Origin of the sequence: Streptomyces sp. NPDC048278 (assembly GCF_040652195.1) — a bacterium.
In the GTDB taxonomy this organism is placed as follows: Bacteria; Actinomycetota; Actinomycetes; order Streptomycetales; family Streptomycetaceae; genus Streptomyces.
This window is the reverse complement of record NZ_JBEZLP010000011.1, coordinates 56,328-82,562: the sequence shown is the minus strand read 5'-3', so window position 1 is coordinate 82,562 and position 26,235 is coordinate 56,328. Positions and strand designations below refer to the sequence as shown.

24 protein-coding genes and 1 riboswitch are annotated in these 26,235 nt (G+C 72.1%); of the genes, 7 read left to right on the top strand and 17 right to left on the bottom strand.

The features are described from left to right. Position 1: 1 nt before the first annotated feature. Entirely contained in the window at positions 2 to 583 is a 582-nt protein-coding gene (dut, locus tag AB0D74_RS20615) for a dUTP diphosphatase (RefSeq protein WP_362588563.1), read from the bottom strand. Beyond that, the gene (locus AB0D74_RS20610) at positions 580 to 1,164 is read right to left on the bottom strand and encodes a PaaI family thioesterase (protein WP_362588560.1); all 585 of its coding nucleotides are present in this window, start codon (positions 1,162 to 1,164) and stop codon (positions 580 to 582) included. The genes dut and AB0D74_RS20610 overlap by 4 nt, the downstream gene beginning before the upstream one ends. Before the next feature lie 58 nt (positions 1,165 to 1,222). Here AB0D74_RS20610 and AB0D74_RS20605 point away from each other — a divergent pair, with 58 nt between their 5' ends. Beyond that, positions 1,223 to 1,690, top strand: coding sequence for a DUF3093 domain-containing protein (locus AB0D74_RS20605; protein WP_351491955.1), 468 nt, complete (start codon positions 1,223 to 1,225; stop codon positions 1,688 to 1,690). 81 nt (positions 1,691 to 1,771) lie between these two features. On the opposite strand, the gene AB0D74_RS20600 is transcribed toward AB0D74_RS20605, so the two are convergent. The 4 genes from AB0D74_RS20600 to AB0D74_RS20585 form a co-directional block, all read right to left on the bottom strand. Further along, on the bottom strand, positions 1,772 to 2,689 hold the full coding sequence (locus AB0D74_RS20600; protein ID WP_362588556.1) for a hypothetical protein: 918 nt from the start codon (positions 2,687 to 2,689) through the stop codon (positions 1,772 to 1,774). 13 nt (positions 2,690 to 2,702) lie between these two features. Further along, the gene (locus AB0D74_RS20595; RefSeq protein WP_003997302.1) at positions 2,703 to 2,999 is read right to left on the bottom strand and encodes a DUF4193 domain-containing protein; all 297 of its coding nucleotides are present in this window, start codon (positions 2,997 to 2,999) and stop codon (positions 2,703 to 2,705) included. A 401-nt stretch (positions 3,000 to 3,400) separates the two neighbouring features. Continuing rightward, positions 3,401 to 4,663: a HAMP domain-containing sensor histidine kinase gene (locus tag AB0D74_RS20590; RefSeq protein ID WP_362588553.1), complete on the bottom strand. Its 1,263-nt coding sequence runs from the start codon at positions 4,661 to 4,663 to the stop codon at positions 3,401 to 3,403. Between the two features lie 5 nt (positions 4,664 to 4,668). Continuing rightward, a complete protein-coding gene (locus tag AB0D74_RS20585) occupies positions 4,669 to 5,322 on the bottom strand; it encodes a response regulator transcription factor (RefSeq protein WP_007387794.1) in 654 nt (217 codons plus the stop codon). A 420-nt stretch (positions 5,323 to 5,742) separates the two neighbouring features. On the opposite strand from AB0D74_RS20585, the gene AB0D74_RS20580 reads away from it, so the two are divergent. Then, complete coding sequence (locus AB0D74_RS20580; protein WP_167450044.1) at positions 5,743 to 5,916, top strand: hypothetical protein; 174 nt, start codon at positions 5,743 to 5,745, stop codon at positions 5,914 to 5,916. Between the two features lie 132 nt (positions 5,917 to 6,048). Here AB0D74_RS20580 and AB0D74_RS20575 read toward each other — a convergent pair whose 3' ends face one another. Together AB0D74_RS20575 and AB0D74_RS20570 are read right to left on the bottom strand one after the other, a co-directional pair. Further along, positions 6,049 to 6,864 (bottom strand): inositol monophosphatase family protein, encoded by an 816-nt coding sequence (locus AB0D74_RS20575; protein ID WP_362588548.1) that lies wholly within the window; start codon positions 6,862 to 6,864, stop codon positions 6,049 to 6,051. A gap of 8 nt (positions 6,865 to 6,872) precedes the next feature. Next, complete coding sequence (locus AB0D74_RS20570) at positions 6,873 to 8,000, bottom strand: ferrochelatase (protein WP_362588545.1); 1,128 nt, start codon at positions 7,998 to 8,000, stop codon at positions 6,873 to 6,875. A 163-nt stretch (positions 8,001 to 8,163) separates the two neighbouring features. Here AB0D74_RS20570 and AB0D74_RS20565 point away from each other — a divergent pair, with 163 nt between their 5' ends. Then, the gene (locus AB0D74_RS20565) at positions 8,164 to 9,402 is read left to right on the top strand and encodes an MFS transporter (protein WP_362588542.1); all 1,239 of its coding nucleotides are present in this window, start codon (positions 8,164 to 8,166) and stop codon (positions 9,400 to 9,402) included. Further along, positions 9,362 to 10,681 carry a D-arabinono-1,4-lactone oxidase gene (locus tag AB0D74_RS20560; protein WP_362588539.1) on the top strand — a complete coding sequence of 440 codons (1,320 nt, stop codon included), beginning with the start codon at positions 9,362 to 9,364 and terminating at the stop codon, positions 10,679 to 10,681. Before AB0D74_RS20565 ends, AB0D74_RS20560 begins: the two co-directional genes overlap by 41 nt. Here the strand turns inward: AB0D74_RS20560 and AB0D74_RS20555 are convergent. Then, positions 10,605 to 11,465: a hypothetical protein gene (locus AB0D74_RS20555; protein WP_362588536.1), complete on the bottom strand. Its 861-nt coding sequence runs from the start codon at positions 11,463 to 11,465 to the stop codon at positions 10,605 to 10,607. The two genes, AB0D74_RS20560 and AB0D74_RS20555, sit on opposite strands and share 77 nt — an antisense overlap. A 471-nt stretch (positions 11,466 to 11,936) precedes the next feature. Between AB0D74_RS20555 and sepH the strand changes: the two genes are divergently transcribed. Then, entirely contained in the window at positions 11,937 to 12,974 is a 1,038-nt protein-coding gene (sepH, locus tag AB0D74_RS20550; RefSeq protein WP_362588532.1) for a septation protein SepH, read from the top strand. A 54-nt stretch (positions 12,975 to 13,028) separates the two neighbouring features. Here the strand turns inward: sepH and AB0D74_RS20545 are convergent, their stop codons facing one another. Beyond that, entirely contained in the window at positions 13,029 to 13,871 is an 843-nt protein-coding gene (locus tag AB0D74_RS20545) for a sulfurtransferase (RefSeq protein WP_362588529.1), read from the bottom strand. A 313-nt stretch (positions 13,872 to 14,184) separates the two neighbouring features. Between AB0D74_RS20545 and AB0D74_RS20540 the strand changes: the two genes are divergently transcribed. Then, on the top strand, positions 14,185 to 14,988 hold the full coding sequence (locus AB0D74_RS20540) for a VOC family protein (protein WP_362588526.1): 804 nt from the start codon (positions 14,185 to 14,187) through the stop codon (positions 14,986 to 14,988). Between the two features lie 70 nt (positions 14,989 to 15,058). Here AB0D74_RS20540 and AB0D74_RS20535 read toward each other — a convergent pair whose 3' ends face one another. The 5 genes from AB0D74_RS20535 to AB0D74_RS20515 form a co-directional block, all read right to left on the bottom strand. Continuing rightward, the gene (locus AB0D74_RS20535) at positions 15,059 to 17,470 is read right to left on the bottom strand and encodes an endonuclease/exonuclease/phosphatase family protein (RefSeq protein ID WP_362589062.1); all 2,412 of its coding nucleotides are present in this window, start codon (positions 17,468 to 17,470) and stop codon (positions 15,059 to 15,061) included. Between the two features lie 314 nt (positions 17,471 to 17,784). Next, on the bottom strand, positions 17,785 to 18,435 hold the full coding sequence (locus AB0D74_RS20530; protein ID WP_362588523.1) for a thymidine kinase: 651 nt from the start codon (positions 18,433 to 18,435) through the stop codon (positions 17,785 to 17,787). Between the two features lie 41 nt (positions 18,436 to 18,476). Further along, a complete protein-coding gene (locus tag AB0D74_RS20525) occupies positions 18,477 to 19,670 on the bottom strand; it encodes a nucleotide pyrophosphatase/phosphodiesterase family protein (protein WP_362588520.1) in 1,194 nt (397 codons plus the stop codon). Next, positions 19,670 to 20,266 (bottom strand): DUF5998 family protein, encoded by a 597-nt coding sequence (locus tag AB0D74_RS20520; protein WP_093498645.1) that lies wholly within the window; start codon positions 20,264 to 20,266, stop codon positions 19,670 to 19,672. Before AB0D74_RS20520 ends, AB0D74_RS20525 begins: the two co-directional genes overlap by 1 nt. A gap of 130 nt (positions 20,267 to 20,396) precedes the next feature. Then, positions 20,397 to 23,366, bottom strand: a complete 2,970-nt coding sequence (locus AB0D74_RS20515) for a GNAT family N-acetyltransferase (protein WP_362588516.1) — start codon at positions 23,364 to 23,366, stop codon at positions 20,397 to 20,399. Between the two features lie 177 nt (positions 23,367 to 23,543). Here AB0D74_RS20515 and AB0D74_RS20510 point away from each other — a divergent pair, with 177 nt between their 5' ends. Next, positions 23,544 to 23,825 (top strand): HPr family phosphocarrier protein, encoded by a 282-nt coding sequence (locus AB0D74_RS20510; protein WP_189262368.1) that lies wholly within the window; start codon positions 23,544 to 23,546, stop codon positions 23,823 to 23,825. A gap of 305 nt (positions 23,826 to 24,130) precedes the next feature. On the opposite strand, the gene AB0D74_RS20505 is transcribed toward AB0D74_RS20510, so the two are convergent. Both AB0D74_RS20505 and AB0D74_RS20500 read right to left on the bottom strand, forming a co-directional pair. Beyond that, positions 24,131 to 24,826 carry a GntR family transcriptional regulator gene (locus AB0D74_RS20505; protein ID WP_362588513.1) on the bottom strand — a complete coding sequence of 232 codons (696 nt, stop codon included), beginning with the start codon at positions 24,824 to 24,826 and terminating at the stop codon, positions 24,131 to 24,133. Between the two features lie 350 nt (positions 24,827 to 25,176). Next, positions 25,177 to 25,932, bottom strand: a complete 756-nt coding sequence (locus AB0D74_RS20500; RefSeq protein ID WP_362588510.1) for a M23 family metallopeptidase — start codon at positions 25,930 to 25,932, stop codon at positions 25,177 to 25,179. 12 nt (positions 25,933 to 25,944) lie between these two features. Continuing rightward, a riboswitch (cyclic di-AMP (ydaO/yuaA leader) is annotated at positions 25,945 to 26,108 on the bottom strand. Positions 26,109 to 26,235 lie beyond the last annotated feature (127 nt).

Below are 26,235 nucleotides of genomic sequence, written 5' to 3'. Positions count from 1 at the left end.
GTCACTGTCCTTCCCGGTCGGATACGACCGAAGCGTATCGATTCCCACCCGTCCGACCGCCCTCGGCGGCCTGACCGCTTGTGCCGCTCTCGTCGCCCACCGAGGCATGACCCCCGGTGGACCCGAAGCCCCCCTCGGCCCGCGCCGAATCGGGAAGCTCCGCCACCTCCTGGAAGCGGACCCTCTCGACCTGCTGGACGACCAGTTGGGCGATCCGGTCGAAGCGCTCGAACCGCACCGCCTCGCGCGGGTCGAGATTCACCACGATCACCTTGATCTCCCCACGGTACCCGGCATCAATCGTCCCCGGGGCATTCACGAGGGCCACACCGCACCGGGCGGCGAGCCCCGAACGGGGGTGCACGAAGGCCGCGTACCCCTCCGGGAGGGCGATCGACACCCCCGTGGGCAGTACGGCCCGTTCGCCGGGCTTCAGCTCGCACGCCTCGGTGGTGCGCAGGTCGGCTCCCGCGTCACCGGGGTGCTCGTACGCCGGAAGCGGTACGCCGGGGTCGACACGGCGCACGAGGACGCCGAGCGGGCTCGCGGTGCGGGCCGGCGTCAGGGGGTCTGCGGGGGTCACGGGTTCACCTCGAAGGCGCGGGCGCGCCGGGCCTGGTCGGGGTCCTTCATGGCGGCCTGGATCTCTTCCTGGCGGCCGTTGTCGACGAAGTGCTCGACCGGGACCTCGATGAAGAGGGCGTCGGCTCGGACGGCGACGGGTCCCGTGGGACCGCCCACGCGTCCGGTGGCGGTCGAGTAGATCTTCCGGCCGGCCACGGCGACCACCTCGGCCGCCAGGTGGAGCGTGGTGCCCACCGGCACGGGCCTGACGAAGTCGGTCTCCAGCCGACCGGTCACGGCGATCTTCCGCAGCAGCCAGTTGAGCGAGCCGAGCGTCTCGTCCAGGGCGGTGGCGAGCACCCCTCCGTGCGCGAGGCCCGGGGCGCCCTGGTGGGCGGGGCGCACGGCGAACTCGGCGGTGAGGGAGACTCCCTCACCGGCCCGTACCTCCAGGTGCAGGCCGCTGGCCTGCTCGTGCCCACACCCGAAACAGTGTTCGTAGTGTGCACCGATGAGCTCACCGGGCGCGGGCGCGTCGGGGTGCCGCTCCGGTTTCCGGGCACTGGCAGGGGGCTGAAGAGCTGCGGAACTACCACTCACAGCCGCAGACCTTACCCGCGCGTCCGGTGAATCCGGACACCGTGCCAAGCTTGGCTCCATGCAGCTCTCCGCCACCCCGTACGAAGAACGCCTCACCGCCCCCCGGTCGTGGTGGTTCATCAGCTTCCTGGTCGGCGTCTCGTTCGCCCTGATCCTGCTGCCGTTCGGCACCCTGCCGATGCTGGGCGGCCTGGCCGGCGGCACCGCGGCGGCGGCTGTGGTGGCCAGCTCGTACGGCTCCCCGCGGATCCGGGTCGTCGGCGACTCGCTGATCGCGGGCGAGGCGAAGATCCCGGTGTCGGCCCTGGGCCCGGCGGAGATCCTGGACCCGGACGAGGCGCGCGCCTGGCGCACGTACAAGGCCGACGTCCGCGCCTTCCTCCTGCTGCGCTCCTACATCCCGAGGGCCCTGCGCGTGGAAGTCACGGACCCGGAGGACCCGACCCCGTACCTGTACCTGTCGACCCGGGAGCCGGAAGCCCTGGCGGCGGCGATCGAGGCGGCGAAGAGCAGCACGAAGGCGTAGCTCCCCGGCACGGGGCGCCCTTCCCTGCGGCGCCTGCACGGGGGCCCTGCGGCGCACGGGACGGCCGTCAGCCCCCGGCCGTCAGCCTCCGAAGTCCTCCGGCAGCTCGGCGATCGGCAGCGGTTCCGCCGGCTCCTCCAGCGGCGGCAGCTCGGGCAGCTCCTCCCAGGGCACCTGGATCTTTCTCAGGTCCGTCCGGATCCGTGCCGCGAGCCTCCTGGTGTCCCGGCGGTTCATGACCGCCCCCACCGCGGCGCCCACCATGAACGGCATCAGGTTGGGCAGGTCCCGCACCATCCGCTTCATGATCTGCTGGCGCAGCTCGCGCTTCATGTGCCCGCCGAGGGCGTTGTTGATCGTCGACGGCTTCATCACGTCGATGCCGCGCTCCCCCGACCAGGAGGAGAGATACGCGGTGCTGCGGGTCTTCAGGTTCCCCGGCGGTCGCACCCCGTACACCTCGTGGAGCTCGGCGATCATCTTCAGCTCGATCGCCGCGACCCCGGTGATCTCCGCGGCCAGCTCGGTCGGCATCGCCGGCGGCACCGGCAGCATCGCCGCCGCCCCGACTCCGGCCCCGACCGCCGAGGTCGCGCCCGCCGCGCCCGCCACCAGCTTGTCGGCGAGCTGCTCGGGCCCGAGACCCGGGAACTGCCGGCGCAGGGCCGCGAGGTCACGTACGGGGACACGCGGGGCGATCTCGATGATCCGGTCCGCCAGGTACCCCAGCCCCGCTTTCGCCCGGCTGCCGCCCTTACGGGCGCCTTCCCGGGCCATGTCCACGGCCTTGTCGCGGATGGCCGCGGCCCGTCGCCTTGCGACGGGCGCGGGCCGGTCCGTCGGCGCCGGGAGGTCACCCCGGCCGGCCGCCGGTTCGAGCGAGGCTCCCGGATCGGATGAGCCTCGCCCGTCATCACGCGCGCGTGGGCCGTCGGACGGCCCCGAGTCCGCTCCCCCCAGGGGGAAGCGGCGCTTCCGAGGTGGGGTCGAGCCGGTCATGCCCGACCCGTCCTCAGTCGCAGTCGCGGCAGATCGGCTGACCGTTCTTCTCCCGGGCCAGCTGGCTGCGGTGGTGCACCAGGAAGCAGCTCATGCAGGTGAACTCGTCCTGCTGCTTGGGCAGCACCCGGACGGCCAGCTCCTCGTTCGAGAGGTCCGCGCCGGGCAGCTCCAGGCCTTCCGCGGCCTCGAATTCGTCGACGTCCACCGAGGACGTTGACTTGTCGTTCCGCCGGGCCTTCAGCTCTTCAAGACTGTCCGAGTCGACGTCGTCGTCGGTCTTGCGTGGAGTGTCGTAATCGGTTGCCATGTCGCTCTCCCCCTCTGGGTGTCTGCGGTGTCTCCAGCGCACGTAACGCGTGAGAGGCCGGACTTGTGCCCGACCCGAGGCGGAGATTTTGCCTCACATCAAGGTCTGTTACTCAATCGACACCCAACCGGACCCCTCGAGAGTGATCGGGTTGAATGGCGATGGGGACCGTACACGGTCCTGTCGGGGCAGTTCAAAGGCGCCTCACCCTGTACTTCCCGTGATCAAGACCCCTGAAAACAGGGATTTTCCCGGCTTTATTCCCCTACTCATGATCACGGAGAGTAGATGGCCGGAAATCCGCCCTTGTGATCGATCACACAGAGGGGAATGTGCCGCGCCGCCGGAAAATTCAGCGCAAAGCGAACATCCCCCGCGTGTGTCGCGATCTTGTAACGGCGTCACACCGGCAACGTGACCCGCATCACGAGTCCGCCGCCCTCCCGCGGCTGGGCCACGATGTGCCCGCCGTGCGCCCGGGCCACCGACCGCACGATGGACAGGCCGAGGCCCACCCCCTTGTCGCTGTTCGTCCGCTCGGTACGGAGCCGTCTGAAGGGCTCGAAGAGGTTGTCGATCTCGTACGCCGGGACCACCGGCCCGGTGTTCGCCACGTAGAGCACCGCCTGCCCGTGCTGGATCTCGGTGTTGACCTCGACCCAGCCGTCCTCGGCCACGTTGTAGCGCACGGCGTTCTGCAGGAGGTTCAGGGCGATCCGCTCCAGCAGTACGCCGTTGCCCTGGACCACCGCCGGCTTCCGGGTGCCCCGGAGCTCCACGCCCTTGGCCTCCGCCTCGGCGTGCACCTGGTCGACGGCCTGGGAGGCCACCTCGGCCAGGTCGACCGGTTTGCGCTCGACGATCTGGTTGTCGCTGCGGGCGAGCAGCAGCAGGCCCTCCACGAGCTGCTCGCTGCGCTCGTTGGTGGCCAGCAGCGTCTTGCCGAGCTGCTGGAGCTCCACGGGCGCGCCGGGGTCCGAGAGGTGCACCTCCAGGAGCGTGCGGTTGATCGCCAGGGGCGTGCGCAGTTCGTGCGAGGCGTTGCCGACGAAGCGCTGCTGGGCGGTGAAGGCCCGCTGCAGTCGCTCCAGCATGTCGTCGAACGTGTCCGCGAGTTCCTTGAGTTCGTCGTCCGGGCCGTCCAGCTCGATCCGGCGGGACAGGTCCGAGCCGGCCACCGCGCGGGCGGTGCGGGTGATCCGGCCGAGCGGGGACAGCACCCGGCCGGCCATCGCGTAGCCGAACGCGAAGGCGATCAGGGCCAGGCCCAGCAGGGCGAGGAGCGAACGGCTGAGCAGGTTGTCCAGGGCCGCCTGGCGCTGGTGGTCCACGCACTGGGCGATCGCGTTGTTGAAGTCCCCCAGCGACAGGGAGCTGGTCGTGCCCGCCACCATGTTGATCGCGGGGCAGTTGCCGCTGGAGATCGACAGCTTGTCGTAACCGACGATCTTGAACAGCGGCTGGTTGCCGGTGCTGATCGCCTGGGCGGCGAGCAGGTAGATGATCGACAGCAGCAGGATGCCGGCGATCAGGAACATGCCGCCGTAGAGCAGGGTGAGCCGTATCCGGATGGTCGGGCGCAGCCACGGCAGGACCGGCTGCGGCCTTCTCGGGTCCCAGGTCGGCTTGGGGGGTGCCTGCGGGGGTGCGGGAGTCGTGGCCACGGCCATCAGATCCGGTAACCCGAGCCGGGAACGGTGACGATCACCGGAGGCTCGCCCAGCTTGCGGCGCAGGGTCATCACGGTCACCCGCACGACGTTGGTGAAGGGGTCGGTGTTCTCGTCCCACGCCTTCTCCAGGAGCTGCTCGGCGGAGACCACGGCGCCCTCGCTGCGCATCAGCACCTCCAGCACCGCGAACTCCTTCGGCGCGAGCTGGACCTCCTTGCCGTCCCGGAAGACCTCGCGGCGGTTCGGGTCCAGCTTGATGCCGGCGCGCTCCAGGACGGGCGGCAGCGGCACGCTGGTGCGACGCCCGAGGGCACGCACGCGCGCGATGAGCTCGCTGAAGGCGAAGGGCTTGGGGAGGTAGTCGTCGGCGCCGATCTCCAGGCCCTCGACGCGGTCGCTGACGTCACCGGAGGCGGTCAGCATCAGCACGCGGGTGGGCATGCCGAGCTCGACGATCCTGCGGCAGACGTCGTCGCCGTGCACGAGGGGGAGGTCACGGTCGAGGACGACCACGTCGTAGTCGTTGACGCCGATGCGCTCCAGGGCTGCCGCACCGTCGTACACGACGTCGACGGCCATGGCCTCCCGGCGCAGTCCGGTGGCCACCGCATCGGCGAGCAGTTGCTCGTCCTCGACGACGAGTACGCGCACGTCGCTTGTCCTTCCTCTGTCCACCCGCGCAGCGCGCACCGGCGCACCCGGGCAGGGGGTCTCCTTGGGATGTGTGACCTCCATCCTGCCCTTTTCGGCCATAAGTCGGCAGTAAGACGGGGGCCGGGGCAGCCGGATCGGAGGCCGCCGGGCGGGAATGCGAGATTTTCTCCTGCGGTTGAGGTTTCCACGGAGAGGAGCGGGGGGAGGACGGCATGTACACCCCGCGATCACGCTCTGCATGTGCCGCAGCACCATGCGGTACGTACATCGCCGCTACAGCAGAGTGGACGATGGGGGTGTCCAGGCACCGTCGCCGCCCAGCAGGGCAGCGCTGGGCACCCGCGAGAGACGTGATCGCCCCTTCCGACGGCACACCCCCGTGCCACCGACCCACGACCCAGGACGAGGGGGCGCAGCATGGACGCATTCACCGCAGGACTTCTGCAGCGCATAAAGGCGACCGAGTCCGACATCACCCGGGCTCGTGACGAGGGTGACGACTTCCTCGTCGAAGTGGAGCAGGCCGAGCTCGACGACCTGCGCCGCCTCGCAGCCGAACACGGTGTGGAAGTCGGCGCGACCAGCGTCTGACAGTCCCGCAGCACCGCACCCGCGAGAACAGGGCCCCGGCGAATCCAGCGCCGGGGCCCTGCTCGTACCTGATCCCTTCCCACGCAACGGCGTTCGATTCCTGCCGCGGGCGGGGAACGGGATCTTTTCCGCTCAGTCGTGCCACGCTCCGAAGTCCTCCAGGAGGCGCTGGAGGGGCTCGAAGACGCCCGGGGTGCCGGCGACCGTCAGGTCGCGTGCGGGGCGCTCTCCGGGACGGCCACCGGTCAGGGCGCCTGCCTCACGGGCGACGAGGTCGCCCGCGCCCCAGTCCCAGGCGTTGAGGCCGCGCTCGTAGTAGCCGTCCAGCCGGCCGCAGGCCACGTCGCACAGGTCGATCGCGGCCGAGCCGCTGCGCCGGATGTCGCGGAGCAGCGGGATCAGCCGGGCCGCGACCTCGGCCTGGTGGGTGCGGACGGCGGTGACGTAGTTGAAGCCGGTCGACACCAGCGCCTGGTCCAGCGGCGGCGCGGGCCGGCAGCGCAGCTCCCGCTCGCCCTCCCAGGCCCCGGTCGCCCAGGCACCGCCGCCGCGTACCGCATGGTACGTCTCGCCGCGCATCGGGGCGGCCACGACGCCGACCACGGTCTCCCCGTCCTGCTCGGCGGCGATGGAGACCGCCCAGGTGGGCAGCCCGTACAGGTAGTTGACCGTGCCGTCGAGCGGGTCGATCACCCAGCGGACGCCGCTGGTGCCCTCCGACGACGCGCCCTCCTCGCCGAGGAAGCCGTCGTCGGGGCGGTGCCCGGCGATCAGGTCGGTGATCAGTTTCTCCGCCGCGATGTCCATCTCGGTCACGACGTCGATCGGGCTGGACTTGGTCCGGGCCACGGCGAGGTCGGCCGGGCGGCCGTCCCGCAGCAGCTCGCCCGCGCGGGCGGCTGCCTCCCGGGCGAGGTCCAGCAGGTCGGTGTGCAGGGCGTCGGTCACGGGGTTCCTCACGCGTAGGGGCTGTCGGCGCCGGCCGCTGCCGGGCGCGGGGCGCGGGCCGGGCAGCAGCCGACCGGGCAGAGGTCGTGGCTGGCGCCGAGGGCGCCCAGGGCGCACGGGGTGACGTCCCGCCCGCTCTCCGCGGCGGCGCGCTCCAGGACCAGCTCGCGGATCGCGGCGGCGAACCGCGGGTCGTCCCCGACGGTCGCCGACCGCCGGACCGGCAGGCCCAGCTCGGCGGCCTTGGCCGTGGCCTCCGTGTCGAGGTCGTAGCGGACCTCCATGTGGTCGGAGACGAAGCCGATGGGGGCCATGACGACGGCGGGGACCCCGGCGCCGTGCAGCGCCTCCAGGTGGTCGCAGATGTCGGGCTCCAGCCACGGGACGGTCGGGGCACCGGAGCGGGACTGGTAGACGAGCCTCCAGGGGTGGTCGACGCCGGTGCGCTCGCGGACCGCGGCGGCGATCAGCTCGGCCACGTCCAGGTGCTCCTCGACGTACGCGCCGCCCTCGCCGTGCGTCCCGACCGGGCCGGAGGTGTCGGCGGACGCGGTCGGGATGGAGTGGGTGGTGAAGGCGAGATGGGCGCCCGCGCGGACGTCCTCGGGGAGGTCGGCGAGGGATGCCAGCACCCCGTCGATCATCGGGTCCAGGAAGCCGGGGTGGTTGAAGTAGTGCCGCAGCTTGTCGACCCTGGGGAGTTCGAGGCCCTCGGCCGCCAGCTCGGCCAGCGAGTCCGCGAGGTTCTCGCGGTACTGGCGGCAGCCCGAGTAGGAGGCGTAGGCGCTGGTGGTGAGCACCAGGACGCGGCGGCGGCCGTCGGCGACCAGCTCGCGCAGGGTGTCCGTCAGGTACGGCGCCCAGTTGCGGTTGCCCCAGTAGACCGGCAGGTCCAGGCCGTGCTCGGCGAAGTCCTTGCGCAGGGCGTCCAGCAGGGCGCGGTTCTGGTCGTTGATCGGGCTGACCCCGCCGAACAGGAAGTAGTGCTGCCCGACCTCCTTGAGACGTTCCTTCGGGATACCGCGCCCGCGGGTCACGTTCTCCAGGAACGGGACCACGTCGTCCGGGCCTTCCGGGCCGCCGAAGGAGAGCAGGAGCAGGGCGTCGTAGGGGGTGGCATCGAGCGCGTCTGACATGTGCCGATCCTGCCACCCGGCACTGACGGCCCGGAAACAGGAGCGTGAAGAGTCGGATTCGGGAGGTTTATCCCCGGCGCCGGGCGGGTGCGGGACGGCGCCACCGCTCGTAAGCTGTATCAGCCGCCATCACGCCTTACTCGCACATCTGTCGGAGACCCCCGTGCCCAGCCCCTATCGCGCCCTGTTCGCCGCCCCCGGCAGCAAGGGCTTCTCCGCCGCGGGCTTCGTCGGCCGGATGCCGCTGTCCATGATGGGCATCGGCGTGGTCACGATGATCTCCCAGATCAGCGGTCGGTACGGGCTCGCGGGCGCGCTGTCGGCCACCATGGCGCTGTCCGCCGCCGCGCTCGGGCCGCAGGTGTCCCGGCTGGTCGACCGGCACGGCCAGCGCCGTGTCCTGCGCCCCGCGACCCTGCTCGCGCTCGCCGCGGCGGCCGGGCTGCTGCTCGCCGCCCGCTACGGGGGCCCGGACTGGGTGCTGTTCGTGTGCGCCGCCGGGATCGGCGCGGTGCCGAGCCTGGGCGCGATGATCCGGGCCCGCTGGGCCGCCCTCTACCGGGGCACCCCGCAGCTGCACACCGCCTACTCGTTCGAGTCCGTCGTCGACGAGGTGTGCTTCATCTTCGGGCCGATCCTCTCCATCGGCCTGTCCACGACCTGGTTCCCGGAGGCCGGGCCGCTGCTGGCCGCCTGCTTCCTCGCCGCCGGTGTCTTCTGGCTGACCGCCCAGCGGGCCACCGAGCCCGAGCCGCACCCGCGCGACCACCACGCCGACGGCTCGGCGCTGCGCGCGCCCGGCCTCCAGGTACTCGTGGCGACCTTCGTGGCCACCGGAGCGATCTTCGGGGCGGTCGACGTGGTGACCGTCGCCTTCGCCGACGAACGCGGCCACAAGGCCGCCTCCAGCGTCGTCCTCGCGCTGTACGCGGCGGGTTCCTGCGTCGCCGGAGCGGTCTTCGGGCTCCTGCGGTTCGGGGGAAAGCCGGAACGCAGGTGGCTGCTGGGCATATGCGCGATGGCCGTGAGTATGATCCCCCTCCTACTGGTCGGAAACTTGCCGCTTCTGGCCGTGGCGCTGTTCGTTGCGGGACTGTCCATCGCACCGACGATGATCACGACGATGTCCCTCATCGAAAAGCACGTACCTCGCGCGAAACTCACCGAGGGCATGACCTGGGTGAGTACCGGCCTCGCGGTCGGGGTGGCGCTCGGCTCCTCGGTCGCCGGCTGGGTGATCGACGCTGCCGGGGCCCGTGCCGGGTACGGGGTTCCGGCCGTGTCCGGGGCCGTCGCGGTCGCGGTCGGTTTCCTCGGGTACCGCCGGCTCAACAGGCCGGTCACGGGTCGGGGAGGCACCGTTGAGCAGTACAGCGAGCGGGAAGAGCGGCACGTGGCGTAACTGGGGAGGGAATGTCACCGTCCGCCCCGCGCGGGAGGTCGTGCCCGCCTCCGTGGACGAGCTCGCGGCGGCCGTACGGCAGGCGGCCGAGGACGGCCTGAAGGTGAAGGCGGTCGGCAGCGGCCACTCCTTCACCTCGATCGCCGCGACCGACGGCGTCTCGATCCGCCCTCAGCTGTTGACCGGCATACGCAACATCGACCGCAAGGCCATGACCGTCACGGTCGAGGCCGGCACCCCGCTCAAGCGACTCAATCTGGCCCTGGCCCGTGAGGGCCTGTCGCTGACCAACATGGGCGACATCATGGAGCAGACGGTCTCCGGGGCCACCAGCACCGGCACCCACGGCACCGGCCGCGAGTCGGCCTCGCTCGCCGCGCAGATCAGGGAACTCGAACTGGTCACCGCCGACGGGTCGGTGCTCACCTGCTCCGAGAAGGAGAACCCGGAAGTCTTCGCGGCGGCGCGCGTCGGGCTCGGCGCGCTGGGCATCGTCACCGCGATCACCTTCGCCGTGGAGCCGGTCTTCCTGCTCGCCGCGCGCGAGGAGCCGATGCCCCTGGACCGGGTGCTCGCCGAGTTCGACCAGCTCTGGACCGAGAACGAGCACTTCGAGTTCTACTGGTTCCCGCACACCGGCAACACCAACACCAAGCGCAACAACCGCAGCGCGGGCCCGCCGCAGCCGGTGGGGCAGCTGGCCGGCTGGTTCGAGGACGAGTTCCTCTCCAACGGGGTCTTCCACGGCGCGCAGCTGCTCGGCCGCGCGGTGCCCGCCGTCGTCCCGACGGTCGCCCGGATCTCCAGCACGGCGCTGTCCGCGCGGTCGTACACGGACATCCCCTACAAGGTCTTCACATCGCCGCGCCGGGTGCGGTTCGTGGAGATGGAGTACGCGGTGCCGCGCGAGGCGCTCGTGGACACGCTGCGGGAACTCAGGGCGATGGTCGACCGTTCCGGTCTCAGGGTGAACTTCCCGGTGGAGGTCCGCACCGCCCCCGCCGACGACATCGCCCTGTCCACCGCCTCCGCCCGGGACAGCGCCTACGTCGCCGTGCACATGTTCCGGGGCACGCCGTACCAGGCGTACTTCACCGCCGCCGAGCGCATCTTCACCGCGCACGAGGGCCGTCCGCACTGGGGCAAGGTGCACACCAGGGACGCGGACTACTTCGCCGAGGTCTACCCGCGCTTCGGCGAGTTCACCGCGCTGCGGGACCGGCTCGATCCTGACCGGCTGTTCCAGAACGACTATCTGCGGAGGGTGCTGGGGCAGTAGCGGAGGAGCCGTCGGGCGTGGGGGTCGCACTCGGCTCCCCGTCCGCGGACCCGCCCGTGGACCCGTCCGCGGATCCGCTCGGGGACGGTGCCGGTGTCGCGGTCCCGTCGCTCCCGGAGGCACCGGACGTGCCCGAGGAGGACGACGGCGACGGAGTGGGCGAAGCGGCCGTGCCGTCACCGGAGTTGGCGCCGGAGGAGCCCGAAGTGTCCGGAGAGCCCGTGGCGTCGGAGGAGCCGGGCGAGCCAGATGAACTCGACGAGCCCGACGACGTGGTGTCGCCGGTGACCGCACTCCCGACCGTCGTACCGGAGCCGCCGCCGAAGGCGTCGCCGGAGACCAGCTCGTAGGCCGTGATGCCGGCCATGGTCACCGTGAACACCAGGGTGGCCGCGACCAGCGGGCGGCGCCGGGTCCGCACCCGGGCGCGGTAGACGGTGCCCTCGGTGAACTCCCCCGACTCCCCGAACTCCCCGAAGGCCGGGGGCGCTTGCTCCCGGGGACGCGGGGTTCCGGACCCGGTCGCCGCCGCGTCGCGGAACTGTTCGCCGGTGCGCCTGAAGAAGTGCTGGAACACCGAGCCGCCGCAGGTGGCGACCACGCTGACGAGTCCGGCGCCGAGGATCGTCCCGTACACCCCGAAGTAGGAGGCCAGTTTGGCGGCCACCACCGCGGCCACCGCGCTGCCCGCGACCTGGGGCACGCTGAGGTCGATCCGCTTCGCACGTCCCTTCACCTCCTCCCCCGCACTCGTCTCGTCACCGGAACCGGGCCTTTCACGCATTACCGAACCTTGCCTGCCCTTCCCGTACTTGTTCGATCGACTGCATGAGAAAGGGACGTACGGACGAAACCATTAGTTCCGTTTCTGGTGATTGCGTGAAATACGCCACGTTCAAGATCGCCCGATACGGGCAAACAACGGCCGGGGAGCGGTTGTTGCCGGAAGTTGGGCGGCGCGCCAATCCACGCACGTGGCCCGAATGGAGTACTGTTGCGAGCCCTGGGTCCGGTCTCCCGCCAGGGCGTCCGAGGCCTTGCAGGACCGCCGGGAGGGGGCTAGTTGCACAGGGTGACGGAGTTGGTCACTTAGCGTTGCGAATAGGTAACCGTGCCATAACGGCGGTGCAGGGCCCGTGCCCGACACGCCGGGCAACTCGGCAAGGTTGTGGCAGGCTGCACCCGGGCAGGCCACACTCGACTAGCGGAAGCAGCGACGCACGTGACGTCGGCAGGCACCACCCGGGAGGTCCCCATGCCCGAACTGCGTGTCGTGGCCGTCTCCAATGACGGCACACGGCTGGTGCTCAAGGCTGCCGACTCTACGGAGTACACCCTTCCGATCGACGAACGGCTCCGTGCCGCCGTACGCGGCGACCGGCCCCGGCTCGGGCAGATCGAGATCGAGGTCGAGAGCCATCTCCGGCCCCGAGACATCCAGGCGCGGATACGAGCGGGCGCGACGGCCGAAGAGGTCGCCCAGCTCGCCGGGATCCCCGTCGACCGGGTGCGGCGCTTCGAGGGTCCGGTACTGGCCGAGCGCGCCTTCATGGCCGAGCGGGCCCGCAAGACGCCGGTCCGCCGGCCCGGCGAGAACTCCGGACCGCCGCTCGGCGAGGCCGTACAGGAGCGGCTGGTGCTGCGCGGTGCCGAGAAGGACACCGTGCAGTGGGACTCCTGGCGCCGCGACGACGGCACCTGGGAGGTCCTGCTCGTCTACCTGGTCGCGGGCGAACCACACTCGGCGAGCTGGACCTACGACCCGCCGCGGCGGCTCGTCCAGGCGGTCGACGACGAGGCGCGCTCGCTGATCGGCGAGTCCGAGGACCTCGCCGTACCGGAGCCCAGCTTTCCGTTCGTGCCGCGGATCGCGCGGCTGCCGCGCGACCGTCCGCTGGACCGTTCCGGCGACCGGGACCGCGAGCGGCCGGCCCTGCCCGCGCAGTCGTCCGATCCGGTCGAGGAGACGGTCGGCGAACGGGACTCCCTGACCAGCCTGCTGGAGGCGGTACCGAGCTTCCGGGGCGACATGGTGGTCCCGGAGCGCCCGGCGGAGGTACCGGAGGAACCCGCTCCGGAACCGGCCGCGGAGGAGCCCCCGGCTCCGGCCGCCTCGGCCGGCTCCGCCTACGCGGACGTCCTCATGCCCCGCTCGGTGGGCAGCCACCGCGACCGGCTGATCGGTGCCACCGACCGCCAGGCCGAGGCCGACGGCGTCCGCCCCGGCCGCCGTGCCGCCGTGCCGAGCTGGGACGAGATCGTCTTCGGGACGCGGCGCAAGAAGCAGGAGTAAGAGGCCGAAGCAGGAAGGAGGGGGCACGCACGCGTGCCCCCTCCTTTCGCTGCCCTACTGCGGGTCGGCGCCGACCGCCACCGGACGGGACGGGTCGGCGGACCACTCCGACCACGAACCGACGTACAGCGCCGCCGGAATGCCCGCGACGGCCAGCGCCAGCACCTCGTGGGCGCCGGAGACGCCCGAGCCGCAGTACACGCCCACCTCGGCCCCCTCCGGGGCGCCCAGGACCTTGAAGCGGTCACGGAGTTCGGCGGCGGGCAGGAAGCGGCCGTCCGGGCCGACGTTCTCGGTGGTCGGCGCCGACACGGCGCCCGGGATGTGGCCGCCGACCCGGTCGATCGGCTCCACGTCACCCCGGTACCGCTCGCCCGCGCGGGCGTCGAACAGCACACCCGAGCGGGCCAGCGCCGCCGCCCCGTCCGCGTCGAGCAACTGCCCCACGCCCGGGGCCGGTTCGAAGTCACCCTCGGCCGGCTCGGGCACGTCGGCCGAAAGGGCGCCGGTCCAGGACGGCAACCCGCCGTCGAGGACCCGCACGTCCGGGTGACCCGTCCAGCGCAGCAGCCACCAGGCGCGCGCCGCCGCCCAGCCCTGTCCGCCGTCGTACACGACGACCGGCCGGCCCGCCGAGACCCCCGCCCGGCGCATCGCCGCGCCGAAGACGGCCAGGTCGGGCAGTGGATGACGGCCGTTCCCGCCGGGCGGCGAGGCGAGTTCGCCGTCCAGGTGCACATACACGGCACCCGGCAGGTGCCCGGCCGCGTAGGCCGCCCGGCCGTCGAAGGGCGGGGTCCCGGGCGGGGTCAGCTGCCAGCGGACGTCCAGCAGGACGGGCGGATTCGGCCCGGTCAGCTCGTCGGCGAGTTCGGTTGCGTCGATGATGGCTTCCATGGCCCCATCCTTACGCCAGGGGTGGCCGCATCGTCCAGGTACGACTACTCTGCTCGGCCGGACAGGCTCGATCACCGGGCGTACGGGATCGAGCACATGCTGTACAGCTGATGGACACCCGACGGCAATCGACCGGAAACGGGCGAGAAACGGCAGACCAGGCATCCTCGCGGCGGAGCCGCCCCACGGCCGTGGCCGCAGGTCGCCACGGAGGGTGCGAGCATCGGCACGGGGTGTGCCCGCGGCTGCGGCACAGCCGGTCCGGACAGCGGAAGCGACACGGCCACCGCGAGGGGCCGAGGAGAGAGTGACGATGACCGAGGTACGGGGATCGGCGGGCGCGAACGGCGGCACGCACACTCGGCGCGCACCCGGCACCCCCTGCTGGGTGAGTCTGATGGTGCACGGCTTGACGGCGACCGAGGAGTTCTACGGCACCCTGTTCGGCTGGGAGTTCGAGCCCGGCCCGCAGCAGCTCGGCCCGTATGTCCGGGCGCTGCTCGACGGGCGGGAGGTCGCGGGCATCGGCCAGCTGTCGCCGGACCTGCATCTGCCGATCGCGTGGACGCCGTACTTCGCCTCGGACGACGTGGACCTGACGGCCGAGACGGCGCGGTTGTGCGGCGGCACGGTGGGCGTCGGCCCGCTGGACGCGGCCGAGGCCGGACGGATGGCCATCGCCTCCGACCCGTCCGGTGCGGTGTTCGGCATCTGGCAGGGCTCGGCCCACCTCGGCACCGCCCTGACCGGCGTCCCGGGCACACCGGTCTGGGACGAGCTGCTCACCTTCGAGACGTCGAATGTCGCCAAGTTCTACGGGACGGTTTTCGGTTACGAGGAGGAGCCGCTGGTCTCCGCCGGCTTCGACTACGTGACCCTGCACGTCGGGGGCCGCCCGGTGGCCGGCATCCACGGCGTCGGTCTCTCGCTGCCCCGGGACCGGGGGCCGCACTGGCTGACGTACTTCGAGGTGGCCGACGCGGACGCGACCCTGCGGGAGGTCGCCGAACTGGGCGGGCGGGTGCTGAAGCCGGCCCGGGACAGCGCGCACGGGCGGGTCGCCACGGTGGCCGACCCGGAGGGCGCGGTCTTCTCGGTGGTCGAGAGCCCGCACTGAGCCGGGTGCCGGCTCGGGCGCCGGCGTGGGACGGTGCGTGCCCGCCCGTCCCACGCCTCGGTGCGGTCGGTCAGTGCTTACGGCACTTGTCGACGTCGATCCGAACGATCTGCGGGTCGTGGTCGCTCGCCTGGTCGGCGAACTCGGCGTTGATGTGCACCACGTCGTAGTCGACGTGGGTCACCGCCGGGCTGGTCAGGATGTGGTCCAGGGTCTGCGAGTTGCCGTCGTACACGTAGGTGTAGCGCTCGGCGGCCGGCAGGGTGGTGATCAGCGGGGTCAGGACGCCGCCGTCCGTCAGGGCGGCGACCGTCCGCGAGAACTCGTAGTCGTTCAGGTCGCCGAGGACGACCGCCTTGGCGTCCTTGTCCGCCTTGAGCAGGGACTTGACGAAGGTGTTGACCTCGGTGGCCTGGGCCGCGCGCTGGGTCTCCGAGCTGCGGGCCGGCGGCTGGTAGCGGCCGTGCAGGGGCTGGTCGCCGCCCTTGGAGACGAAGTGGTTGGCGACGACGAAGACGGTCTGGCCGTGGAAGACGAACTCGCCCACCAGCGGCTTGCGGCTGCTGTCCCAGGCGTCGCTGGTCGGGTCGATCCGGCCCGGGGAGTACGTCAGCTGCGCGCCCTTGCGGGTCTTGACCACGCTGGTGCCCGTGGTGGCGTCGCCGCCGGCACGGTCGGTGAAGGAGACCCGCTTGGGGTTGAAGAGGAAGACCTGGCGGATGTTGCCGCCGGGCTCGCCGCCGTCCTGGTCGTTCTCCGGCGAGATGTAGCGCCAGGAGTAACGCGGGCCGCCGGCCGCGCGGATGGCGTCCGTGAACCGCTTGAGGGTCGCCTCGGCGGTGACGGTGCCGTCGTCCGTGGCGCCGTTGTCGTCCTGGATCTCCTCCAGGGCCACGATGTCGGGCGAGTTGAGGTTGACCGCGACGCCTTCGGCGAGCCGGTCGAACTTCTCCTGGTCGTCCAGCGCGTCCAGGTTCTCCACGTTGTAGGTGGCGACCGCCAGTTCGTCGCCCTTCTGCCGCCGGGTCACCTCCCGCTTCAGGCCGTTGTCGACGAGGGTGCCGAGCTGGGTGGCCTGGACGTTGTAGCCGCCGTAGGTGGAGTAGTCGAGCGGCCCGGTGGTGGTGCCGGACAGCTCGTCGCCGACGTTCGCCGCCGGGAAGGCGGTGGTGGTGTCCAGGGACATCACCTCGATACGGCCGGTGTTGGGCTGGTCGTAGGAGGAGTAGAGGGTGCCGCCGCGGGGGGTCGGGTTCTCGTCGGGCTTGACGGTCACCCACAGTTCGCCGTAGGCGTCGCTCGCGCCGACCACCCGGGCGTCGGCGAACGTCGTCCGCATGCCCTCCAGGGACTCGTAGAAGTCCTGGGCGTAGACGTCCGGCTGCAGGGCGAGGGACTCGATGCTGCCGCCGTCGGCGGTGGGGATGTACCCGTCCGGTACGGAGGCCGCGTCCAGGGTGACGGCGGCGGGCAGCGCGTTGCCGCTGGAGAGCACGGTCGCGGTCGGCCCGTCGATCTCGGTGACCGACTGGCTGGTGCTGCTCGGGTAGTACTCGCTGACCTTGCCGCTGACCAGCACCGAGTCGCCGACCGCCACGGTGGGGACGGCCGAGCCGGTGTAGACGAAGACGCCCTCGCTGGTGCGCGGGTCGGCGTCCGGCGTCGGGTCCTGGATCCAGTAGCCCTTCGAGCCGGTCGTACGGACGCCGGTGACGATGCCCGGCACCTTGGCGACGGTCTGCCCGGCCAGCGGGGACTTGCGGGTGGTGCCCTGGATGTCGTGGATGCGGACGGTGCCCGGCTGGGTCGGGTCGCCGTCGCCTCCTCCGTCGCCGCCGCCCGAACCCGGCGTCTCACCGGCCGAGTTGACCGGCGAGGGGGTGCCGGCGGTGAGGTCCGCCGCGTTGTCGTCGGTGTCGGCCAGGGTGTCGGCCCGGGACACGGAGGCGGTGTTGGAGGCGCCGGTGACCGGGCCGCTGCCCTCGCGGACCACCGCGGTGCCGTAGCCGACCACGTCGACGATGCGGCTGTCGGCCGCGCAGTCGGCGGCGGTCTTGCAGGTCAGCGCGGTGGTGCCGGAGACGAGGGCGATGGTGCCGGTGGTCGCGCTCATCGCGATGGTGCCGGTCGCGTCGGGGGTCGGCAGGGCCGTGGTGCCGCCGCTGCCCTGGGACTCGGCGACCAGGAAACGGCCGCCGGGCGCGACCGCCCCGCTGAGGGCGGTCACCTGCCACTGCGAGGACGCCGACGGCGACCCGGGCAGGTACTGCACGCTGTAGCCGGCCAGGCTGTAGGCCGCGGACCCGGCGTTGCCGAGTTCCACGAAGTCCCGGGTCAGGGTCGCGCCGGAGTTGCCGCCACCGCCGTACACCTCGGCGATCACCGCCGTGGCGGACGGCGTGGCGTAGGCGGCGGGAAGTGCGGTCATCGCGAAAGCGCTCGCCACGCTCACGGAAATCAGCGGGTAGGCGGCGCGGCGCATGCGGGATCTGCTCGCTGCGGGTCTGGACACGCTTGCGGTCTCCTCGGACGTCGGATGCTGCAACACGCCGCGGACGGGCGGCGCTTGAACCGGGCGTGTGGGGGGAGGCCGACTCAAGTTACGCGTGTAGATGCGGAATCGCCAAGGTGTCCTGGGTTAAATCCAGGGAACGGAGGGGTGGTTGACGGGATCTGCCGGCGGGGTCAGCTGGTGACGCCGCCGTCGACTACGAGGTAGTGACCGACGACGGGTGGTCCTCGGCGCATGTCGTGGCGGGCGGGAATTCGGGGTGGCGTCCCGGCGCGGCACCGGCGTCAGTCGGAGGTCACCGGGAGCACGTCCGGCGAGAGCGCGCCCGCGTGGGCGGAGGCGCTCGTCACGCGGCGGCGGTGGTGGCGTCGGCACAGCACCTCGTAGCCGACCTCCGCCGCCGGGTTGCTCACGTCGCCGACGACGACCTGCTCGCCCTCCACCACCATCTCGCCGCCCACCGTGCGGGCGTTGTGCGTGGCCCGTGCCCCGCACCAGCACATCGCCTCCACCTGGAGCGTCTCCAGGCGGTCCGCCAGCTCGATCAGCCGCCGCGAGCCGGGGAAGAGCTTGGTGCGGAAGTCGGTGGTGATGCCGAAGGAGAAGACGTCCAGACCCAGGTCGTCCACGACCCGCGCCAGTTGGTCGATCTGCTCCGGCTCCAGGAACTGCGCCTCGTCCACGATCAGGTAGTCGACCCGGCCGCCCTGCGACACCCGGTCGACGACATGGGCGTACAGGTCCATGCCCGGCACCGCCTCGACCGCGTCGGTCACCAGCCCGAGCCGCGAGGAGAGCTTCCCCTCCCCCGCCCGGTCGTCCCGGGTGAAGATCAGCCCCTGCAGCCCCCGCGCCGACCGGTTGTGCGCGATCTGCAGCGCCAGCGTCGACTTCCCGCAGTCCATCGTTCCGGAGAAGAACACCAGCTCGGGCATGAGGAGTTGAGCACCTTTCGGCGAGTCGTGGGGGCAGGGTGTCAGGAGCGTACTTCGAGCAGCGGCACGAGCTGCTCGGCGGGGGTCATCGAGCCGTGGTTGCCGACCATCGCCGACTCCTTGGGCTCCCGCTCGGAGGCGATGATCAGGACGTCGTCGTGCGCGGCCGCGACCACGTCGCCGATCCGGTCGTACACCCGCTCCTCGAACCGGTCCGGCGGGCCGAACCAGCCGGCCGCGATCGCCTCGTCCCGCGAGGCCACCCAGAACTGCTCGCCGAGCACCTCGCGCCAGCAGGTCAGGACGTCGTTCGCGGCGCCGGGCACGGCGTAGACGTGCCGGGCCCGGCCCTCGCCGCCGAGCAGGGCGACGCCCGCCTTCAGCTCCCAGTCCTCGTCGAAGTCGATGCGGTGCTGTTCGTCGAACGGGATGTCGACCATGCCGTGGTCCGCGGTGACGTACAGCGCGCTGCGCGCCGGAAGCTGCTCGGCGAGCCGCTGCACGAGCCGGTCGACGTGCATGAGCTGGCCGCGCCAGGTGTCGGAGTCCACGCCGTAGCGGTGCCCGGCGCCGTCCAGTTCGGCGTAGTACGTGTACACGAGGGCGCGGTCGGCGGCGGCGAGCTGCTCGGCCGCGAGGTCCATCCGCTCCTCGCCGGTCAGCCGTCCGTGAAACGTTCCGCCGCTGAGCGCGACCTTGGTGAGCGGGGTGTGCTCGAAGTGCGGGGAGGAGACCTGGGCCGCGTGCACGCCGGCGTCGTGGGCGAGCTGGAAGACGGTGGGGTACGGCTGCCAGGCGGCCGGGTCGGTCCAGGGCTGCCAGCGGAGCTGGTTCATCAGCTCCCGGGTCTGCGGGTTGCGGACCGTGTAACCGGGCAGGCCGTGCGCGCCCGGGGGCAGGCCGGTGCCGACGGAGGCGAGGGAGGTCGCGGTGGTGGCCGGGTAGCCGGCGGTGAGGGGCCGTCCCGTGCCGCCGCGTGAGCTGCCGAGCAGCGAGGTCAGGTAGGGCGCCTCGTCCGGGTGGGCCTTGATCTGCTCCCAGCCGAGCCCGTCGACCAGGAAGACGCAGTTGCGGTCGGCGGGCGTCAGCTCCGTGATCGACGCGGTCGTCCCGGGTACGGCCATGCCCGCGGCCAGGGTGGGCAGCAGGTCGGCGAGGGAACCGCTGCCGTACTCGGGCAGCGGCGCGGAGCCGAGGGCGAGGGGTTCGGGATGGTCCCAGGCGGCGTACGCCATCAGCGGGTGACGTCCGCTGTCGCCTCGGAGATGGCCTGCGCGAAGGCGAGCGCCTGGCGCACCGTCTCCGGGCCGTCCCCGGCCTCGCTCACCCGCAGGCTGAGGTCGTCCGCCGTGGAGTTGCCGGTGTAGCCGTGGTCGGCCTCGCAGTTGGGGTCGCCGCAGGCGGCGGGCTCCAGGTCGATGCGGGAGACGGCGCCCCAGCCGATGGTCAGCACGATCTCGCGGGGCAGGGTGCCCGGCGTGTACTGCTCCGGGTTGGCCACGACCCGGCTCACCACGACCGACGAGATCCGGCCGAGCTTGACCGACTCGGTGGAGGTGGTCGCGTACGGCGTCGGGGAGGTGCTGTCGGCGGCCTGCTCGTCGGTGTGGCTGACGATGAAGCGGTTGCCGGTGAGGACCAGCACGGTCACGTGCCGCCGCACCTCGTTCTGGTCGAACGTCGTCTCCTGGTGGACCAGGTACGACCGGATCGGCTCGCCGCCGATGGCGGCCTCCACCGCCTCGGCCACGAGGGCCGGGTAGTAGCCGCTGCGCTCGATCGCGACACGCAGCCCCTGGGTCGTCGTACTGGTCTTGGCCATGGCGTCCATCTTAATCCGTGGGCAAGGGGACCCGGGCCAGTCGTGCGCGGCCGGGTCCGGCGTCGCCGCCGTCCCGTGCGAACGCCGCTGGGGCGTGCGGGCGTTCGACTCGGGTGCGCGTCCCGGGTCGGTGGGCGGGTCAGTAGGCGGGCAGGGTGCGGGGGCCCAGATCGTCACGGGCCGGTGGTGGCGCGAGACGCACGGTGGCACCCAGGACGCTCACGCCCTGCCGGGCGACCACGACCGGCTCCAGGGTGACCGCGACGACCTCGGGATGGTCGTCGACCAACCGGGAGACCCGGAGCAGCAGCTCCTCCAGGGCGGGCGTGTCGACGGGGGCGGAGCCGCGCCAGCCGAACAGCAGGGGCGCGGTCCGGATCGAACGCACCAGTGAGGTGGCGTCCCGGTCGGTGACCGGAACCAGCCGGTGCGCCATGTCCCCGAGCAGCTGCGAGGCGGCCCCGGCGAGCCCGAAGGACACCACGGCCCCGGCGGCCGGGTCGATCACGGCACGTACGACGGTGTCGACACCCCGGGGTGCCATCCGCTGCACCACCGGCCGCAGCTCCTCGGGCGGCCCGTACAGCTCGCTCAACTCGTCGTACGCCCGCCGCAGTTGCTCCTCGTCCGCCAGGTCGAGGCGGACGCCCCCGAGGTCGGCGCGGTGGCGCAGGTGGGGGGCGGTGGCCTTGAGGGCCACGGGGTAGCCGAGGTCGCGGGCGGCGTCGACGGCGGCGCCGGGGCTGGGGGCGGGCAGCGCGCGGTGCACGCCGATGCCGTACTTGCCGAGGAGCCGGCAGGTCTCCTCGACCCCGATGGTGAGCCCCTCACCGCGCTCCAGCAGCCCGCCGATCAGCTCGGCGGCACCCCGCTCGTCGACGTCGTCGTACTCGGGCACCTTCCCGGGCTCGGCGGCCTCCCGCCGCCACTGCGCGTACTTCACCGCCTCGGCGAGCGCCCGAACGGCCCGCTCGGCGGCGGGGTAGGCGGGGATGAGGCGGGAGTAGAGGTGGGGGGTGGGGGTCTTCGGGGGCCGCGGCGGCGTGACAGACGAAGCCTCCGCTCCTGCCGTTACCGCGGCGGGCAGGCGTTCCGATCCCGCGGTGGGCAGGCGTTCCGATTCCGCGGTGGGCAGGCGTTCCGCAGGGCGATGGGGGTCCCCCCGCTCGAGCGAAGCCGAGAGTGGGGGAGGGTGGGCACCGCTACCAGTGACGGGTGCCGTTGCGCCGGCCGAAGGTGCGGTACGGCCCGCGGCCGACAGCGCCTCCGCCAGCCCTCCGAGTTCCACGTGCACCACGAGCACCGGCTTGCCCGGCACTTCCTCGGCCGCCGACCTGAGCGCCTCCGCCAGCTCCGCGTCCCCCACCGCCCCCTCCCCGATCGTCGGGATCGCGGTCACGACCACCGCGTCGCACGACTCGTCCGCCAGCGCCTGCGACAGCGCCCGGTGGAAGTCCCCCGCGGTCGCCCGCGTGGTCAGGTCCAGCGGCCGGGCAGGCCGCAGCCCCTCGGCCAGGCACCGGTCGTACGTCAGCAGCCCGAGCGACTCCGAGTTGCCGAGGATCGTCACCCGCGGCCCGGCCGGCAGCGGCTGCCGGGCGAGCAGCAGCCCCGCGTCGACCAGTTCGGTGATCGTGTCGACGCGGATCACCCCGGCCTGCCTGAGCAGCGCGGACACCGTGGCGTGCGGCAGCCGCGTCGCCCGTACCGCGTGGCCCGGCGGCGCCTGCCCCGCGCCCTGCACCACGACCAGCGGCTTCGCCGCCCCCGTGCGCCGCGCGAGGCGCGTGAACTTGCGCGGGTTGCCGATGGACTCCAGGTACATGAGGACGACGTCGGTCTCGGGGTCGTCGTACCAGTACTGGAGGACGTCGTTGCCGGAGACGTCCGCGCGGTTGCCGGACGACACGAAGGTGGAGACGCCCGTGGTGCCGGTGACGCCGCCGCCGCGCCGGTGCAGCCGGGAGAGCAGGGCGATGCCGATGGCGCCGGACTGGGCGAAGAGGCCGATGCGGCCGGGGCGGGGCATCTCGGGTGCGAGGGAGGCGTTCAGCCGGACGTCGTCGGCGGTGTTGATGATCCCGAAGGCGTTGGGGCCGATGATGCGCATGCCGTAGGTGCGGGCCTGCCGGACGAGCGCGCGCTGGCGCTCGCGGCCGTCGGGGCCGCTCTCCGCGTATCCGGCGGCGAGGACGACGAGCCCCTGGACGCCGTGTTCGCCGCACTCGGTGACGACCTCGGGCACGCGCTCGGCGGGTACGGCGACCACCGCGAGGTCGACGGGGCCGTCGATGTCCCGCACGGAGCGGTGCGCGGGCACCCCGTCGACCTCCTTGAGGTCGTCCGGGAAGGCCCGGTTCACGGCGTGCAGGCGGCCGGTGAACCCGGCCTCCCTGAGGTTGCCGAGGACGCTGCGGCCGACCCCGCCGGGCGTGCGGCCGACGCCGATCACGGCCACCGAGCCGGGGGCGAGGAGCCGTCGTACCGAGCGGGCCTCCGCGCGCTGCTCGCGGGCGCGCTGCACGGCGAGGGAGCGGTCCGTGGGCTCCAGGTCGAACTCCAGGCGGACGACGCCGTCCTCGAAGCTGCGCTTCTGGGTGTAGCCGGCGTCCATGAACACCTTGATCATCTTGGTGTTGGCGGGCAGCACCTCGGCGGCGAAGCGGCGGATCCCGCGCTCGCGGGCGACGGCCGCGATGTGTTCGAGGAGGGCGGAGGCCACACCCCGCCCCTGGTGGGCGTCCTGGACGAGGAAGGCGACCTCGGCCTCGTCGGCGGGCGCGGAGGCGGGCGTCCCGGCGGGGCCAATGCGGTCATAGCGTACGGTTGCGATGAACTCGCCGCCGATGGTGGCCGCGAGTCCCACCCTGTCCACAAAGTCGTGGTGCGTGAAGCGGTGGACGTCCTTGGCGGAGAGCCTGGGGTAGGGCGCGAAGAAGCGGTAGTACTTCGACTCGTCCGAGACCTGCTCGTAGAAGCTGACCAGGCGATCGGCGTCATCAACGGTGATGGGCCGGATGCGCGCGGTACCCCCGTCGCGCAGCACCACGTCAGCCTCCCAGTGGGACGGGTACTCGTGCCGGTCCTGCGGGTCCGCCGGGGTCTGCATGGGCCCCAGAGTACGGCTCGCGTCCGACAACGGCGCGAGGCAGTCTGTGGAGGACGGACGCCGGACCGAGGCCGCGGTCCGGCGACACATCCGGAGGGGGCTCCCGCCCGCTCCGGGGATGCTTCACGATATGGGAAACTGGTCTAGACAACCCTGAACACCGAAGGGCAGCATCACATGGCTGAGCGCCGCGTCAACGTCGGCTGGGCCGAGGGTCTCCACGCCCGCCCCGCTTCCATCTTCGTCCGGGCCGCCACGGCCGCAGGTATCCCGGTGACGATCGCCAAGGCCGACGGCAACCCCGTCAACGCGGCCTCCATGCTGGCTGTCCTGGGGCTGGGCGCCCAGGGCGGCGAGGAGATCGTCCTCGCCTCCGAGGCCGAGGGCGCGGACGCCGCTCTCGACCGCCTGGCCAAGCTGGTCGCCGAGGGCCTCGAGGAACTCCCCGAGACCGTCTGAGCGACCCGCGCCCGCACGTCCGGGGCCGCGCCACTCCCACGGGGGGTCGGCGCGGCCCCGCCGTTTCCCCGCCGCCCGTACCGGGCCCGCGTCATGTGCCGCAATTCCATGACGGCCGCACATGACTTCCCGACCGGGCCGCGTACGACATTACGAGGGCCCGCCCCGCAGTTTGTGAAGGCCCCGGCGCCCGGCTTTACCGCGGGCACACACGGGGAGCGCGACGGTGAATTCCCGACGCGCGTGAATTCGGGCAGCAAAAACACGCCCCGCCGAATAACACCTCTTTGTATACGGCGTGCGTGTTAATGCCGCAGGCCCGACATGTTTACGGGATGTTGCGAAGTCCTCACACCGTTCGCCCGTTCGGTGGCGCCGGGAAATCGCAGCCGGTGGGAGACCGTCGAGCGCTCGGTGTGCAGGGCCGTGACGGCCCGGGCGCGGTCGGCGTCGCCGCGCGCCACCGCGTCCACGATGGCGCCGTGCTCCGTCCAGGACTCCGCGGGGTTGGCGGGCGTCTCCACGGTGTACATCCAGGCGATCTTGTGGCGCAGCTGGGTGAGCGTCGAGGTCAGGGCGTGGCTGCCGGAGGCCTGCGCAAGGGTCTCGTGGAACCAGCCGCCCAGGGAGCGCAGGTCCTCGCTGTTGCCGCGCCTGGCCCGCTCCTGCCCCAGCCTGACCAGCCCGCGCAGCACCTTGAGGTGGGCCTCGGTGCGGCGCTGGGCGGCCCGGGAGGCACCGAGCGGCTCCAGGAGCATGCGCATCTCCAGCAGGTCGGCGGCCTCCTGCTCGGTCGGTTCGGCCACACACGCGCCCGCGTGCCGACGGGTCACCACGAAGCCCTCGGCCTCCAGGGTGCGCAGGGCCTCACGGACGGGGACGCGTGAGACCCCGTAGCGGCGGGCCAGGAGTTCCTCGGTGAGCCGGCTGCCGCGCTCGTAGACACCTGCGACGATGTCGTCCCGGATCGCCGTGCATACCGAGTGCGCCGGAATACGCATGACCGACCTCCGCCTTAATCCCCGTGAAACGCCGCCGAGTGGCGTCCGTTCCGTGACTCTATTGCAATGGGCCGCAATTTCCGACGGGGGGCCGGAATCCAGGGATATATTTTGGACACCGGGGGCACGAAAACGACGAAAGCCCCGGCGCGGGGGCCGGGGCTCCGGAACATCTCAGAAGTTGTTGTCGCGCGGTGGTCGGGTGCGGGTGCGTCGTGGCCGGTCGCGCAGTTCCCCGCGCCCCTTTCAGGGGCGTCAGCGCAGCGCCCCTTCAGGGGCGCGGGGAACTGCGCGAGCAACCCCCGCGCACCCGCACCCGACCACCGAGGCCACGCCGACCCCTGCGCGGGTCAGACGTTCACGCCGTGCTTGCGGAGGTAGGCGACCGGGTCCACGTCGGAGCCGTACTCGGCGGTCGTACGGGCCTCGAAGTGGAGGTGGGGTCCGGTCGTGTTGCCGGTCGAGCCGGAGAGGCCTATCTGCTGGCCCGGGGTGACCTGCTGGCCCACCGAGACGCCGATGGACGAGAGGTGGCCGTACTGGGTGTACATGCCGTCGGCCATCTTGATGACGATCTCGTTGCCGTACGCCCCGCCCCAACCGGTGGAGACGACCGTGCCGGTGCCGACCGCGTGCACGACCGTGCCGCTCGCGGCGTGGAAGTCGATGCCGGTGTGGGCGCCGGAGGACCACAGGGAGCCGCCGGTCTTGTAGCCGGTGGACACGTAGGAGTCGCTGATCGGCGCGACGAAGGTGTTGAGGCGCTTGCGCTCGGCCGCACGGGCGGCGCGCACCTCGGCCGCGCGCTCCTTCTTGGCCTGCTCCGCGGCCTTCTTGCGGGCCGCCTCCTCGGCCGCCTTGCGCTCGGCGACGGCCTTCTGGGCAGCGGCCTGGGCGTCGATCTGCTCGGCGACGGAGTCGCTGATCGTGATGACGGGGGTGAGGCCGGTCTGCTCGACGGAGTTCTCGGCGGCGAGCGCCGGGGCGGCGGAGACGGTGCTGATGACACCGGTGGTGGTGAGGGCCGCGATACCGGCGGCCTGCGCGGTGGTGCGCTTCACCCGGCCGGGACGACGGTGCTTCCCGGAGGCGCACATGAACGCCATGTAGAGGCTGGTCCTTTCCTTCCCTCTCGCCTACCGGGTTAGCTGACGGGTTCGGAGCAGGAAGGTCTCCTACGGGCCCCCTCGCGACACGCGCGGGCACCCGATTCACCCCAGGGACTTCGTGGGTCCCCGGCTCCCCTGGCTCGCGCCGTAGGGGGACTCGGCGATGGCTGTCCGGTGCCGCGGACGCGGCGCGATGCCTGACGGACAGCCCGGAAGAACCTACGAGGGCACGCCTTCCATGCTCAAACGGATCACTGCTTTTGTCGCGTATCCCACAGGGCAGACAGGCAACCTCCGCCC